Raw genomic sequence first — 12,774 nt, 5'->3', positions numbered from 1 at the left:
GATCGGAAACGCTGACGATGGTCGGCACGCGTTTGGCCACGTGGCGGATGCTGAACTCGGCGACCTGATCCCATTCCGCATCGCTGAGGTAGGCGCCTTCGCCGGTGCTGCCCAGGGGGGCGATGGCGTGGACGCCGGCGTCGATCATGCGGTCGATGGAGTGCCCGAGGGCATCCAGGTCCAGGCCTTCGCCGTTAGGGCCGAAGGGGGTGACGGTGTAGCCGATGATGCCGTGGATATCGGGTGTGGACATGGTGCAACTCCTAGCAAGGCATAAGGGTGTGGATCAGTTCAGGCAGTCGGCGTGTTTTTTCAGGTTTTGCCGCGCGTAGTAGTTGAAGGCCGCGCCGTGACGCTTGGGCTTGGAAATCCAGTCGTGGGCTTCACGACCCAGCTCCGGGAGGATCGGCTTGATGGTGCCGGCAGCCATGGCCAGCAGTTGCAGCTTGGCCGCGCGCTCGATCAGTTGGGCGATGACACAGGCTTCCTCGATGCTGGCCCCGGTGGACAGCTGGCCGTGGTGGGAAAGCAGGATCGCGCGCTTGTCGCCCAGGGCTGCGGAGATGATTTCGCCTTCTTCGTTGCCCACTGGCACCCCGGGCCAGGGTTCGAGAAAGGCACAGTCCTCGTACAGCGGGCAGAGGTCCATGTGGGATACCTCAAGGGGCACTTCCAGCATCGACAGCGCGGCAACATGGGTCGGGTGGGTGTGGATGATGCAGTTCACGTCCGGCCGGGCCCGGTACACCCAGCTGTGGAAGCGGTTGGCCGGGTTGGGCATGCCGTGGCCTTCCAGGACCTCCAGGTCTTCGTTGACCAGCAGCAGGTTGCTGGCGCTGATTTCATCGAAGCCCAGGCCCAGTTGCTGGGTGTAGTAGGTGCCTGGCTGCGGCCCGCGGGCGGTGATCTGCCCGGCGAGGCCCGAGTCGTGACCGTTCTCGAACAGAATGCGGCAGGTCAGGGCCAGCTTTTGCCGGTCGGTCCACGTATTATCCGCCAGGGTATTTTGCATCTGGGTCAGGGCTTGCTTGACCAGTTGGTCCTTGGGCAATGCTAATGTCTTGGCCATATCGGGGTCCTTGGTGAGGGTGCAATGGACGTCGGGTCTGCACTTCACCTGTTACTTGCAAGGTCGTTGGGTGAATGCTGATGACACTAAAGAGGCTATATGACACTTTGTGTCATTGGCAAGCGCCAATCGTTGTTTTCTAGATGGATTAATCGCTCCACATGTCTATCCGTTTGAAATTATTGAGAAAAAAACTTGGCGTGACCCTGGAGGCCCTGGCCGAAAAATCCGGGATGACCAAGAGCTACCTGTCGAAAGTCGAGCGCGGGTTGAACACGCCATCGATCGCCGCCGCCTTGAAGCTGGCCAAGGCGCTGAACGTCAAGGTCGAGGAACTGTTCGCCGAGGACAGCATCAGCCTGGACAGTTACAGCCTGGTGCGCAGCGACGAGCGCCAGTCATTGGCAGCCAACGGGCAGACGCCGGGATATGCGGTGCTGGCCCATCAGGTCAGTGAACGCAATCTGCTGCCGTTCATCATCTATCCGGCCAAAGAGTTCAGTGACAAGACCTTCAAGGAACACCTGGGGGAGGAGTTCCTGTTTGTCCATGAAGGCCAGGTGGAAGTGGACTTCATGAACGAACGGGTGATTCTCAACCGTGGCGACGCGCTGCACTTCAATGCCCAGAAGCCCCATCGCATCCGCTCCCTGGGGGACGAGCAGGCGCAGTTGCTGGTGGTGGTGCACAGCAGCGAGGACTGAAGGCGTTCATCCGCTAGGAGCAGGCCGGGCGGTGGAGCCTTGGGTTGCTTCTGTGGCCGCCTTCGCTGGCAAACCAGCGCCTGCGCCAGTCGTGAGATCTGCGGGGCTGATCAGTGTTCTACGGGGACTGACAGCGCCGGGTTGCCCAGGGCGTGGGTCTTGGAATCGAAGAAGCGCAGGCTCAGGTCCAGGCCCTCGAACAGCTTGGCGTAGTGGCGCTTCTGGTGCTGGATGAAGGCCGCGCTGCGTGGGTAGATGGAGATGGCCAGGGTCTTGGTGGCCGACTGACGGATCGCCTGCACCAGGTGCTGGTCCTGGGGGCCGAGGTTGTGGCCGAAGATGCACAGGGCGCCGCTGTGGTCCAGCAGTTGCTGGTAGCAGAACGACAGGTAGTCCGAGCTGCGGATGGTCTTGAGCTTGTCCGCCAGGGGCCCTTCGCTGACAAACAGCGGCACGTCATCCAGGGTCTTGAGGGTGTTGTTGATGGCGAAGCTGCCCAGCAGGGTGCCTTCGGTGGAGCTCAGTTTGCGTGCGCTGCCGTCCAGGTTGCGCACCAGGTGCAGACCGCCGTGCAGGTAGAGGACGCGGGTCTGCCCGGTGCTGGCGACGCCCGGTTCGAAGGCCGGATCGGCGCCCTGGAACAGGTCGCACAGACCTTCGGCGTCATGCTGCACCGCCCAGTAGTTGAGCAGGTCGTAGTTGCTGGTGAACACCGTGGGATAGCGCCGCAGTTCCTGGTTGATCGCCGCCAGGCATTGCGGCTGCACCAGGCGCCAGGGGATGTGCACCGCATGCACGGTGTTGATCAGGGCTTCCTTGATGGCGTAGTAGCGGTTGCGCGGTGCCGCCGAGCTTACGGCCAGGGCCTTGTTGACCCGGCTGGTGGTTTTCAGGGCGCCCAATACCTGTTCGAAGCTGCGGGTCTGCAGGGCTTCGAAGACGCTGAGCTCGGACTGGCTCAGGGGTTTTTCTTCCACTGTGCGAGCGTTTTCGAACAGCGAGTCGTAGGCAAAATCCTCCCACATGGCACGGCTGGCACCGTTGCCGATCAGCAGGCCATTGAACGGTGTGCTGGTGACCAGGGCGTTCCAGTCTTCAAGTTCGGCGTCAAATTCCTGGAAATCCGTCATCGCGGTCATTGGTCTCAAGGCAGAAGGTAATCAGGGCGCCGACTTTATCACGACCGACCCTTGAGCCAGATCAAGATCGCCCGTGACCGATGAGTCGATCCTGTCGGGCAGACATGAATCGACACCCGCATTGGGCATTCGCCTGGAGACCTCCTCATGAGCAGCACCTTCTTTATCCCAGCCGTCAACATCATGGGCATCGATTGCCTGGACGAGGCCATGAGCGCCATTCGCAATTACGGGTTTCGCAAGGCGCTGATCGTCACCGACGCCGGCCTGGCCAAGGCGGGGGTGGCGGGCATGATCGCCGAGAAGCTGGCCATGCAGGACATCGACTCGGTGATCTTCGATGGCGCCAAGCCCAATCCGAGCATCGCCAACGTCGAGCAGGGGCTGGCGCAGTTGCAGCAGTCCCAGTGCGATTTCGTGATTTCCCTGGGCGGCGGCTCGCCCCATGACTGCGCCAAGGGCATTGCCCTGTGTGCCACCAACGGCGGGCATATTCGCGATTACGAAGGCGTCGATCAGTCGACCAAGCCGCAACTGCCGCTGATTGCCATCAACACCACCGCCGGCACCGCCAGCGAGATGACCCGCTTCTGCATCATCACCGACGAGTCGCGCCACGTGAAAATGGCCATTGTCGACCGCAACGTCACGCCCCTGCTGTCGGTCAACGATCCGGCGCTGATGGTGGCGATGCCCAAGGGCCTGACCGCCGCCACCGGCATGGACGCCTTGACCCACGCGGTGGAGGCTTATGTGTCCACCGCCGCCAACCCGATCACCGACGCCTGTGCGCTCAAAGCCATCAGCATGATCAGCGCCAACCTGCGTCAGGCGGTGCACGACGGCAGCGATTTGCTGGCGCGGGAGAACATGGCGTATGCGCAGTTCCTCGCCGGCATGGCCTTCAACAACGCTTCCCTGGGTTTCGTGCATGCCATGGCTCACCAACTGGGCGGTTTCTATGATCTGCCCCATGGGGTGTGCAACGCGGTGCTGCTGCCCCATGTGCAGAGCTTCAACGCCAGTGTCTGTGCCGAGCGCCTGACCGATGTGGCCCACGCCCTGGGCGCGGACATTCGTGGTTTCAGCCCGGAAGAGGGGGCTCAGGCGGCAATCGCGGCGATTCGCACTTTGGCTAGGGATGTGGAAATTCCCGCCGGTTTGCGGGAGTTGGGTGCCAAGTTGACGGATATTCCGGTGTTGGCGGCCAATGCCCTGAAAGACGCCTGTGGCCTGACCAACCCGCGTCCGGCGGAGCAGCGGCAGATCGAAGAGATTTTTCGTAGCGCGTTTTGAGGAACGGGTAGGTCCGTTTCGCTGGCAAGCCAGCTCCTACAAGTGAAGCGTTTACCAACGTGCCGGGGGCTGACGGCGGGTATGGAAAATTCGCAGAATCTGTAGCCGGTCCCCGCGCACCCGGTAGGGAATCAGGTAAGGCCAGCCCGGCACTACCCATTCCCGGGTGCCGGGCAGGCGGCCTTCGCGGCCGCTTGAGGGGAACCGGGCCAGTTGCTCGATACTGATCAACAGCGCCCTGACAAATTCCCCCGCGGCCCAGGGATCGTCCTGGGCGATATGACGGGCCTCAGCGTCCAGGTTGTTCAGGGCGCTGCGTAGCCATTCAATGCGCATTGTCGGTCCACTTGCCGGCGATGGCCGCCACTTCTTCGGCACTGGCGAAGTCACCTGCGTCGGCCTCGTTCAGGGCCTTCTGGATTTCCTCGATCTGCCAGGCTTCCCGCGCCAGGTACTCACGCAGTGCATCCACGACGAGAAACGACTTGCTGCGCCCGGTGGCCTTTGCCAGCTGGGCCAGAGTTTCAGCAAGTTCATCGGGCAAGCGCAGGGACATGATGGACATGGCGGTCTCGTTGTAAGGGTGTGTAATACAGCATATTACCTTGTCATACCCTAGCCCAGGTCCGGCCATTCGTCAGGCCTGCAGTTGTTACAAGGCAAGGTCACTCCCACGCGCCTGCTCCCAGCGTTGAAAGCGTCGACGGGGCAGAGGATAGTGCGACCTGAAATCGCGCTGTATCCGCCTGTCACAAGGAGTCGTGAATGTTCCGTCGCTCTTCTCTGATCCCGCTTCTGGGCAGCCTGGCGCTGCTGGCCGGCACCACATCCGTCGCGGCCCAGTGCCTGCCGCCGCCACGCAACGCCGAGGTTCCGGGCTTTTCCCTGTGCAAGGACTGGCCGGCCTTTGACGATCAGAGCATCAGCCTGCTGTCGGAACAGGTCCCGGACCCCAGCGACACCGGCAACGGTGACGGCACCTACAACCTGCAACTGGCGGTGCTGGAGCGCAACAGCGGCAAGCCCCTGGCCAGTTATCGGCAGCCTGTGGCTTTCATCTCCGACGCCTTCCGCCTGGAAAGCGTGAAGCTCGACACCGGGCGCTTCCAACTGGCGCCACAAGTGCGGGCCTTCGGGGTTCGGGCGGCGTTCGAGGGCTCCTCCCGGGTCAACCCCTTCAATCAGATCTGGCTCAGTCTCTACGTGCGCGAGGGCAGCACCCTGCGCCCGGTGCTGGAGAAGTTCCTGGCCCACTCCTACAACGGCGAATGGGATGGGCAGTGCACCGGCGAGGGCACTGAAACCACTCGCACCCTGGATATCGCCAAGACCCGCAGTCATGGTTATGCCGACCTGATCGTGCGCTCGGTCAGCGTCAGTACCCGGAGCGAAAAAGTCGGGGAGGAGTGCCAGTCCAAGTCCGTGACCGCCAAGCCGGTGCTTATCACGCTGCATTACGATGGCCAGCGTTACGTCCTGCCCAATGGTTACAGCGGTATCTGAAGGAGTTTTGATGAAGTGGCTTGAATCATGCGGCTTGGGCCTGGCCCTTTGTGCCGGGTTGGGGGGTGTCACGGCGGCGCAGGCGCGCTGTGACAACACGACGGATATCCCCGGAGAGCTCCATGTCTGCAAGCCCTGGCCTGCGGAGCCGGAGCTGAGCATCAGTGCCCGGGCCACACCCATGCCCGGGAGCCAGGCTGGCGACGTCAGCAGCTACAGCCTGGACGTATCGCTGCAGGACATCGACTCCGGTTGGACCCTGGCCAGCAATTACAAGGATTCCGCTTTGTTCTCCGATGCCGTGGCCCTGCAAGGGCTGCAGATCGACACCGGGCGCTACCGCTTGAACGAAGAGCAGCGGGCCTTTGGCCTGCGGGTTCTCTATCACCACAGCTCCAGTGCCATGCCCTACGAGAAAAGCGTGCTGACGCTGTATCGACGTGAAGACAAGGAGGTCCTGCCGCTGCTGGAAGGATTGGTGGTGGATGAGAGCAACGGTGAGTTTGGTTGGGGCGGCGAATGTGTGGGCCGCTCCCGGACCCTGCACCGGACCCTGGAAGTCGGCAGTGGCCAGCGCAACGGTTACGCCGATCTGATCGTGCGTACCCGTGAAGTCAGCACCAGGCATTTCAAGGGCCGTGATGGCTGTGAAAGCCGTGATCTGCCGCCCAGGAACACGCTGGCGACCCTGCATTATGACGGCCAGCGCTATGCACTGAGCAAAGCCCTGAAAGGACAGTAATCGATGCTCACCGGTCTCAATCACCTGACCCTGGCGGTCAGCGACTTGCCCCGCAGCCTGGCCTTCTATCACTCGCTGTTGCAACTGCGTCTGGAGGCCACCTGGGATGCAGGCGCCTACCTGTCACTGCCGGGACTGTGGCTGTGCCTGTCCCTGGACCCGCACCGGCAGGCACCGACAGTTGCCGATTACACCCATTACGCCTTTGGTGTCGGCGCTGCGGATTTTGCAGCGCTGGTCCAGCGCCTGCGTGAGGCGCGAGTGCCGGAGTGGCGCGACAACCGCAGCGAGGGCGCATCGTTTTATTTTCTCGATCCCGACGGGTATCGACTGGAGGCCCATGTCGGTGACTTGGCCTCGCGATTACGGGCCTGTCGCGAACATCCTTACGCAGGAATGCGCTTTTACCCCGCCGACTGAGGCGCCGCTACCGGGAAGCAGCTGACGAAAGCGGCTGGTGGCAAGCTGCCTTGATCGTGCAGAATCCGCCAGATTCATTCTGTGCCTGGCGTTGCCGTGAGGTGCATCCGTTCTGGAGTCTTGCTGATGACCTCATCGCTGTTGCTGGCCGTTATTGCCTCGGGTTTCATTTACGCGATCACTCCCGGTCCCGGAGTCCTGGCGGTCTTCGGTATTGGCGCCTCCCGTGGTCGCCAGGCCGGCGCCGGGTTTCTCTGTGGGCACCTGCTGGGCGATGTGGTCTGGTGCAGTACGGCACTGATCGCCATTGTCGGCGCCCGGGAAGTCGGCAGCGACGCCTTCAATATCCTCGGTGTGCTCAGCGGTCTGTACCTGTTCTGGCTGGGGCTGCGGGCGATCCGCAGTCGTGGTAGCAATGGCGATGAGCCTCAGGGCGCTGCGCGCAATCCGTTCTGGCACGGGATCATCTTCGGCCTGACCAATCCCAAGGCCTATCCGGTGGCGGTGGCGACGTTCACCGCCCTGCTGTCCAGCCGTGCGGAGCTGCTCAGCTGGTCCATGCTTCCCGGCCTGATTGCCCTGAGCTTCCTTGGCGGCCTCGGCGCTTACGCTATTCTCATCGGCGTGGTCGGTGCGCGTCAGGTACGCAGTTGGTATCAGCGTCACGAGCTGGCGATCACCCGGGTCTGCGGGGTGATGTTCATCGGTTTTGCGATCAATGCCCTGTTGCATGCAGTGCCGGGGTTGATCGGTAACAAGGCATAACGCACCGCGCGGGTTGCGACGGTGCGCAGTCGGTGGCAACCCCACCTGACCGGGCTCAAGGGATGGGTACTCAGTGCATTTTTCATGGGTAGTAGCTTTCTCTGATGGCAACCAACAATTCCGCGCCTCTGGCGAGCTTTATCGATCTGCTTCTGGACGTTGTGTGCGCAGTGGATATCGATGGGCGCTTCGTGTTTGTCAGTGCCGCCTGCGAGCGGGTCTTCGGCTACACCGCCGATGAGCTGATCGGCCGGCCGATGATCGAACTGGTGCACCCGGCCGATCGTGAGCGCACCCTGCAGGCCGCCCGGGAAATCATGGGGGGCGTGCCCAAGCCGAATTTCGAGAACCGTTACCTGCGCAAGGACGGGCGGGTGGCACACATTCTCTGGTCGGCGCGCTGGTCGGAAGTGGACCAGTTGCGCATCGCCGTGGCCCGGGACATTACCGAACGCAAGCAGGCCGAGTCGCGGCAGGCGGCGCTGTATGCGATCTCCGAAGCGGCCCATGCCACCGAAGACCTGCTGGTGCTGTTCAGGCATGTGCATCGGATCATCGGTGAGTGGCTGCCGGCGCTGAACTGTTCCCTGGCGTTGTATGACGAGCGCGCCGCGAGCTTGAGCTTTCCCTACCATGTCGATGATTGCGAAGGCAGCCCGGAAATGCCGGGAACCCTGATCGAGCGTTTCTGCAACGAGGTGCTGCAGCGTGGCCAACCCTTGCTGCTGGCGCCGCAATGCCTCCTGAACCGGGTGCTCTGGAGCGAGTTCGCGGCGATCCAGGGACCGCGCTGCTGGCTCGGTGTGCCACTCAATTCCCAGAAGGGCACCATTGGCGTGCTGATGGTCAAGAGCGCGCCGGGTGCCGAAGGCTACAGCGAGCAGGACCAGGAATTACTGCTGTATGTCAGCGCTCAACTGGCCACGGCCATTGAACGTAAACAACTGCACGCCCGCCTGCACTACATGGCCGAATACGATCAACTGACCCATTTGCCCAATCGCGAGCTGCTGCGCGAGCGCCTCAAGTCAGCCCTGGCCCGGGCCCGGCGGGAGTCGGGACGCATGGCCCTGCTGTATGTCGACCTGGACAAGTTCAAGGAGGTCAACGACACCTGCGGACATGCAGTGGGCGACATGCTGTTGCAGGCCGTGGCCAATCGCCTCAAGGGATGTGTCCGGGAAGCCGACACCGTGGCCCGGATCGGTGGCGACGAGTTCGTGATCCTTCTGGAGAACGTGCAGCACGCGGAGGATGCCGAGCGGGTGGCGGACAAGATCCGCCGCACGTTGAATCAACCGCTGCGCCTGGATGGCCATTCGTTGAGCATCCTGCCGAGCATCGGCATTGGTCTTTACCCCGAGCACGGCCTGGAGGAAAAGCAGCTGTTCAAGCATGCCGATGAGGCCATGTACGCCGCCAAGCGAGGGCAGAAAAGCCGCTCCAAGGCCTGAGCGGGTGTGCCTTGTGTCGCTCCGATGGCGATGGGCTCGGGGCCGCTGGCCGGACTTTTCAGGGCTCACCGTTCGTCGTGCCGGCGCGGTTTTTTCTAAACCTTTGCGCCGCCGGGTTTTCCCAATGCAGGCGGGAGCTGCGGCTCCTGCCGGATTCAATTGCAACCGGAGATCCCTAGCATGCACTCCATGGTCACTATCATCGGCCGCACCGGCCTGGCACTGCTGCTGGCCCTTGGCGCCAGCAACGCCCTGGCCCAGTCCCCCGCGGCCTTTATCGACGACGCCTCGGCCAAGGGCATGGCCGATATCGAAGCCAGCCGCCTGGCGCATCGGCAAACCTCGTCCCGGGCGGTCAAGGAATACACCATTCAGGTGATCAACGATCGCACCACGGCCAATCAGCACCTGGCAAAAATCGCCAGGCAGCTGGACCTGCCGGTGGCCCCCCGAGAGCAGGTAGTGGACCAGGCCAAGCGCCTGATGCCACAGGTGCCCGAGGGTGCGGATTTCGACCGCGCCTATGCCGCGAACCAGATCAAGGCCACTGAAGCGGCGATCCGGCAGATCCAGCAACAGGCGCAAACCAGTGAAGTGCCGGAGCTCAAGGCTTTCGCCGAGGAAACCCTGCCCAAGCTGGAGAACCACCTGCAAATGGCCAAGGCCATCCAGGCCGGACGCCCCACCGATCGCCTGGATGGTTGAACGTCGAGCGACGAGCGCCTTCTGCTTACACCTCAGAACATTCCTTCGCACAATAAAACAGGATTGTGCTGGAGCCGCTGGGCCTGTGGGCTTAACGTGGCCCGGATCAGGCGACGCATGGCGCGTCGCGAGGCTCAAGGAGGTAGCGGATGGTGCAGGCACCCAGCGCGTCGATCATCGATCTGTATCACCAGGCGGAAGACTATTTCTTCGTTTCCATCTCTCAGTTCTATCGACGCTTCGGCGCCGATCTGAGTGCCTATTGCACCGGGCTTGAGGCCAGCAGCCTGAATCTGTTGATGATGAAGGACCAGGATGGCGACAACAGTCAGCAACTGGCCGAGGGTGTGGCGTTCCTGCAGCGCACCGGCATGCCGTTCTGTGTGGTGATCCCCCAGGCGCAGGTGCCGCGGGTCAGCCTGCAGTTGCAACAGCAGCAGCTGATGCCCGCGGACAAGACCACCTGCATGGTGCTGGACCTGGCGACCTATGAAGCGCAGGAAGTACCGGCGTCACTGGCGGACGTGCGTTGTACCGATGAGCATCTGGATGATTGGGGGGGACCGGTGGAGAGTGCGTTCGAGCCCAGTGGCGGCGGGATCGAGCTGTACCTGGAGCGGCATCGGGCGGCGTTGCGGGCCGGCAGGGCGCTGCGCCATTTCACTCTGTATGTCGACCAGCGCCCGGTGAGCGCCCTGACGCTGTCCCTGGGACCGGGGGTGGCGCGGCTGGATGATATCGGCACTTTGCAGGAGTGCCAGGGGCGGGGCTATGCCACGGCGCTGATCCACTCGGTGCTGCGCCTGGTCCAGGCCCAGGGCGCGAAAATCTGTGTGCTCGAAGCCTCCCTCGACGGCCTGTCGATCTACCGCAAGGTCGGCTTCACGGGCTTGTTCGACTATTGCACCTTCTGCCGGGAGTAAGTCCGGGCTAAGTCGTGGCGTTGAGCCGGAACTGTCGTGGACTGAGTCCGGTCAGGGACTTGAACTGCCGGCTGAAGGCGCTGTGATCGGTGTAGCCGCATTGCAGGGCTACCTCGGTGATGGGCTCCTGGGTCAGCAGCAGCCGTGAGGCGTGTTCCAGGCGTGCCTTGTGGATCATCTGCCGGGGCGTGAGGTGGAAGATGCGCTTGCAGTAGCGTTCCAGCTGCGCCGTGGACAGGTTGGCGATGCGGGTCAGGTCCTGCAGGCGGATGGCTTCGCTGTAGTGCTCGCGGATATGCCGGTCCACGGCCGCCAAACGCTCGTAGGCCGGATGGGTGTCACGGGCTGCCTGCAGGTCCAGGGAGATGCCGGCCATGCCGATGATCTGTCCGTCGCGTCCATACAGCGGCAGTTTGTGAGTCAGGCACCAGCCGGGTTCACGGCTGCCGTACAGGTGCAATTCCAGTTGGCCCTTGATGGTGATGCCCTGGCGCAGCACGCGCTGGTCCTGCTCGGTGTAGACCGGGCCGAGTACCGCCGGGAAGACTTCGGCAGAGGTCTTGCCGAGCAATGGCCGGATGTTCTTGTAGCCACAGCGTTGGGCGAGGGTCAGGTTGGCGATCAGGTACCGGGCCTGCAGGTCCTTGATGAAGAACACCGCGCTGGGAATGCAGTCCAGCAGGGGTGTGATCGGGGCCATGCTGGCCAGCAGGCTGTTGATGTCCCCGAGGGATTGGGCGGCGATGGCCCTGGGCAAGTGGTGGAGCTGTGCGCTATCGATCATCGTCGGCCTCTCTCTAGGGGGCTTGGGGGATGGATCTGTGTCGATAAAGCCAGGGGGTACAAAAGGGCTGTGCAAGCTGGCCGGGTGTTCCCGGCCAGGGTGGGTTCAGGGGCTCAGTCTGCGGTGTCGTGGCAGGTCTCGTCGAGCATCAGGGTGGCAACCCGGGCCGGGACCAGCGGCGTTCGCGGGGCGACTATGGGCCAGTTGAACAGGCGCTGGGCGGCGCTGGCGCAGACCCGGCCCTGGCAGGCCCCCATGCCGCACCGGCTGTGCAATTTGGCGCTGGGCCAATCGGCTGCCGCCGCCACCGCAGCGTAGGGCACATCTTCGCAACGGCACAGCAGCGTCTCGGGTCGGGCCAGTTCGAGGATCTGCGGTTGCAGCTCGAAGTGACGCTGTAACTGCCTGGCAAAGGCCTGCCAGTGCTGGCGCTGGCGGATCAGGCCGGCGGCGCGGACGCTCTGGCCGCTGGCGACGCAGCCGGCAATCTCGCCTTCGATCAGGGCCAGCTCGCTGCCACCGATGCCGGTACATTCACCGGCGGCAAGGACCTGGGGCAGGCTGCTGCGCTGCTGCTGGTCGACCGCGATGGCACCGTGTTCCAGGTGACAGCCCAGATGGCTGGCCAGACGGGTATTGGGCACCAGGCCGAAGCCGCAGGCCAGGTAGTCGCAGGGGATTTCCTCGCTGCGCCGGCCCTGACGGATGCGTACCCCTTGCAACTGCCGGTCCCCCAGGGCCTCCACCACATGGGCGTTGCAACGGTAGGCCGGGGTAGCCAGCTTCAGGGCCTGGGCCAGCTTGCTTGGCCAGCGCCACAGCTGGGCGGTGAAGCCCAGCAAGGAGGTCGCGGGGGCCTGTTCCAGCACCCGCACCACGTGGGCGCCGGCCTGGCGCGCGGTGGCGGCGCTGGCCAGCAGCAAGGGACCGCTGCCGGCGATCACCAGGGTTTTACCATTCACTTGCAGGCCATTCTTCAGCAGGGCCTGCAGGCCCCCGGCACCGGTGACCCCGGGCAGGGTCCAGCCGGGAAAGGGCAGCAGCAGCTCCTGGGCGCCGCAGCACAGGATCAGGTGTTCAAAATCCACTTGCCAGGCCTGTTGCGCGTCCTCCAGCAACAGGCGTTGCGGGCCCAGGGCGGCGATGATGCGGGTGGCGCTGAGGTAGCGCAGCGCCGGGTGCTGCAGAACCTTGAAACGCTCGGCCTGGAGGGCGGTGGGCGGGTGCCCGGGGCCATTGCGCCAGATCTGTCCGCCGGGCCGCGGGTTGT

At 63.4% G+C, this 12,774-nt stretch carries 16 protein-coding genes; 9 read left to right on the top strand and 7 right to left on the bottom strand.

All coding sequences use genetic code 11. The features are described from left to right. A partial coding sequence (locus BLX41_RS33790; RefSeq protein WP_185073698.1) for a dihydrodipicolinate synthase family protein occupies window positions 1-253 on the bottom strand: 253 nt, incomplete at its 3' end. Between the two features lie 33 nt (window positions 254-286). After that, window positions 287-1,069, bottom strand: coding sequence for an aldolase (locus BLX41_RS20375; RefSeq protein WP_123726338.1), 783 nt, complete (start codon window positions 1,067-1,069; stop codon window positions 287-289). A 161-nt stretch (window positions 1,070-1,230) separates the two neighbouring features. Here BLX41_RS20375 and BLX41_RS20370 point away from each other — a divergent pair, with 161 nt between their 5' ends. Further along, window positions 1,231-1,773, top strand: coding sequence for a helix-turn-helix domain-containing protein (locus tag BLX41_RS20370; RefSeq protein WP_123726337.1), 543 nt, complete (start codon window positions 1,231-1,233; stop codon window positions 1,771-1,773). A 110-nt stretch (window positions 1,774-1,883) separates the two neighbouring features. Here the strand turns inward: BLX41_RS20370 and BLX41_RS20365 are convergent, their stop codons facing one another. Beyond that, window positions 1,884-2,903 carry a DUF4917 family protein gene (locus tag BLX41_RS20365; RefSeq protein WP_123726351.1) on the bottom strand — a complete coding sequence of 340 codons (1,020 nt, stop codon included), beginning with the start codon at window positions 2,901-2,903 and terminating at the stop codon, window positions 1,884-1,886. A 156-nt stretch (window positions 2,904-3,059) separates the two neighbouring features. On the opposite strand from BLX41_RS20365, the gene yiaY reads away from it, so the two are divergent. Beyond that, a complete protein-coding gene (gene yiaY, locus BLX41_RS20360; RefSeq protein WP_123726336.1) occupies window positions 3,060-4,208 on the top strand; it encodes an L-threonine dehydrogenase in 1,149 nt (382 codons plus the stop codon). Window positions 4,209-4,259: 51 nt separating this feature from the next. Here yiaY and BLX41_RS20355 read toward each other — a convergent pair whose 3' ends face one another. Beyond that, the gene (locus BLX41_RS20355) at window positions 4,260-4,544 is read right to left on the bottom strand and encodes a type II toxin-antitoxin system RelE/ParE family toxin (RefSeq protein WP_123726335.1); all 285 of its coding nucleotides are present in this window, start codon (window positions 4,542-4,544) and stop codon (window positions 4,260-4,262) included. After that, window positions 4,534-4,773 carry a type II toxin-antitoxin system RelB family antitoxin gene (relB, locus tag BLX41_RS20350; RefSeq protein WP_123726334.1) on the bottom strand — a complete coding sequence of 80 codons (240 nt, stop codon included), beginning with the start codon at window positions 4,771-4,773 and terminating at the stop codon, window positions 4,534-4,536. The genes BLX41_RS20355 and relB overlap by 11 nt, the downstream gene beginning before the upstream one ends. 200 nt (window positions 4,774-4,973) lie before the next feature. Here relB and BLX41_RS20345 point away from each other — a divergent pair, with 200 nt between their 5' ends. From BLX41_RS20345 to BLX41_RS20315, 7 genes are all read left to right on the top strand, one after another. After that, entirely contained in the window at window positions 4,974-5,711 is a 738-nt protein-coding gene (locus BLX41_RS20345) for a PA3715 family protein (RefSeq protein WP_123726333.1), read from the top strand. 10 nt (window positions 5,712-5,721) lie between these two features. Then, window positions 5,722-6,453, top strand: a complete 732-nt coding sequence (locus BLX41_RS20340; protein WP_123726332.1) for a PA3715 family protein — start codon at window positions 5,722-5,724, stop codon at window positions 6,451-6,453. Window positions 6,454-6,456: 3 nt separating this feature from the next. Further along, the gene (gene fos, locus BLX41_RS20335) at window positions 6,457-6,873 is read left to right on the top strand and encodes a fosfomycin resistance glutathione transferase (protein WP_123726331.1); all 417 of its coding nucleotides are present in this window, start codon (window positions 6,457-6,459) and stop codon (window positions 6,871-6,873) included. A gap of 126 nt (window positions 6,874-6,999) precedes the next feature. Then, window positions 7,000-7,638, top strand: a complete 639-nt coding sequence (locus tag BLX41_RS20330) for a LysE family translocator (protein ID WP_123726330.1) — start codon at window positions 7,000-7,002, stop codon at window positions 7,636-7,638. A 104-nt stretch (window positions 7,639-7,742) separates the two neighbouring features. Continuing rightward, the gene (locus tag BLX41_RS20325; protein ID WP_123726329.1) at window positions 7,743-9,092 is read left to right on the top strand and encodes a sensor domain-containing protein; all 1,350 of its coding nucleotides are present in this window, start codon (window positions 7,743-7,745) and stop codon (window positions 9,090-9,092) included. Window positions 9,093-9,272: 180 nt separating this feature from the next. Further along, entirely contained in the window at window positions 9,273-9,797 is a 525-nt protein-coding gene (locus tag BLX41_RS20320) for a DUF4142 domain-containing protein (RefSeq protein ID WP_123726328.1), read from the top strand. 149 nt (window positions 9,798-9,946) lie between these two features. After that, entirely contained in the window at window positions 9,947-10,720 is a 774-nt protein-coding gene (locus BLX41_RS20315) for a GNAT family N-acetyltransferase (protein WP_123726327.1), read from the top strand. 7 nt (window positions 10,721-10,727) lie between these two features. Here the strand turns inward: BLX41_RS20315 and BLX41_RS20310 are convergent, their stop codons facing one another. After that, window positions 10,728-11,504, bottom strand: a complete 777-nt coding sequence (locus BLX41_RS20310; RefSeq protein WP_123726326.1) for an AraC family transcriptional regulator — start codon at window positions 11,502-11,504, stop codon at window positions 10,728-10,730. 113 nt (window positions 11,505-11,617) lie between these two features. Continuing rightward, window positions 11,618-12,774: NAD(P)/FAD-dependent oxidoreductase (locus BLX41_RS20305; RefSeq protein ID WP_259745034.1), on the bottom strand; the 1,157-nt coding region annotated here is incomplete at its 5' end.

Origin of the sequence: Pseudomonas protegens (assembly GCF_003732485.1) — a bacterium.
GTDB lineage: Bacteria > Pseudomonadota > Gammaproteobacteria > Pseudomonadales > Pseudomonadaceae > Aquipseudomonas > Aquipseudomonas protegens_B.
Note: the sequence above shows the minus strand (reverse complement) of the source record. Positions and strands in the feature narration are given on the sequence as shown.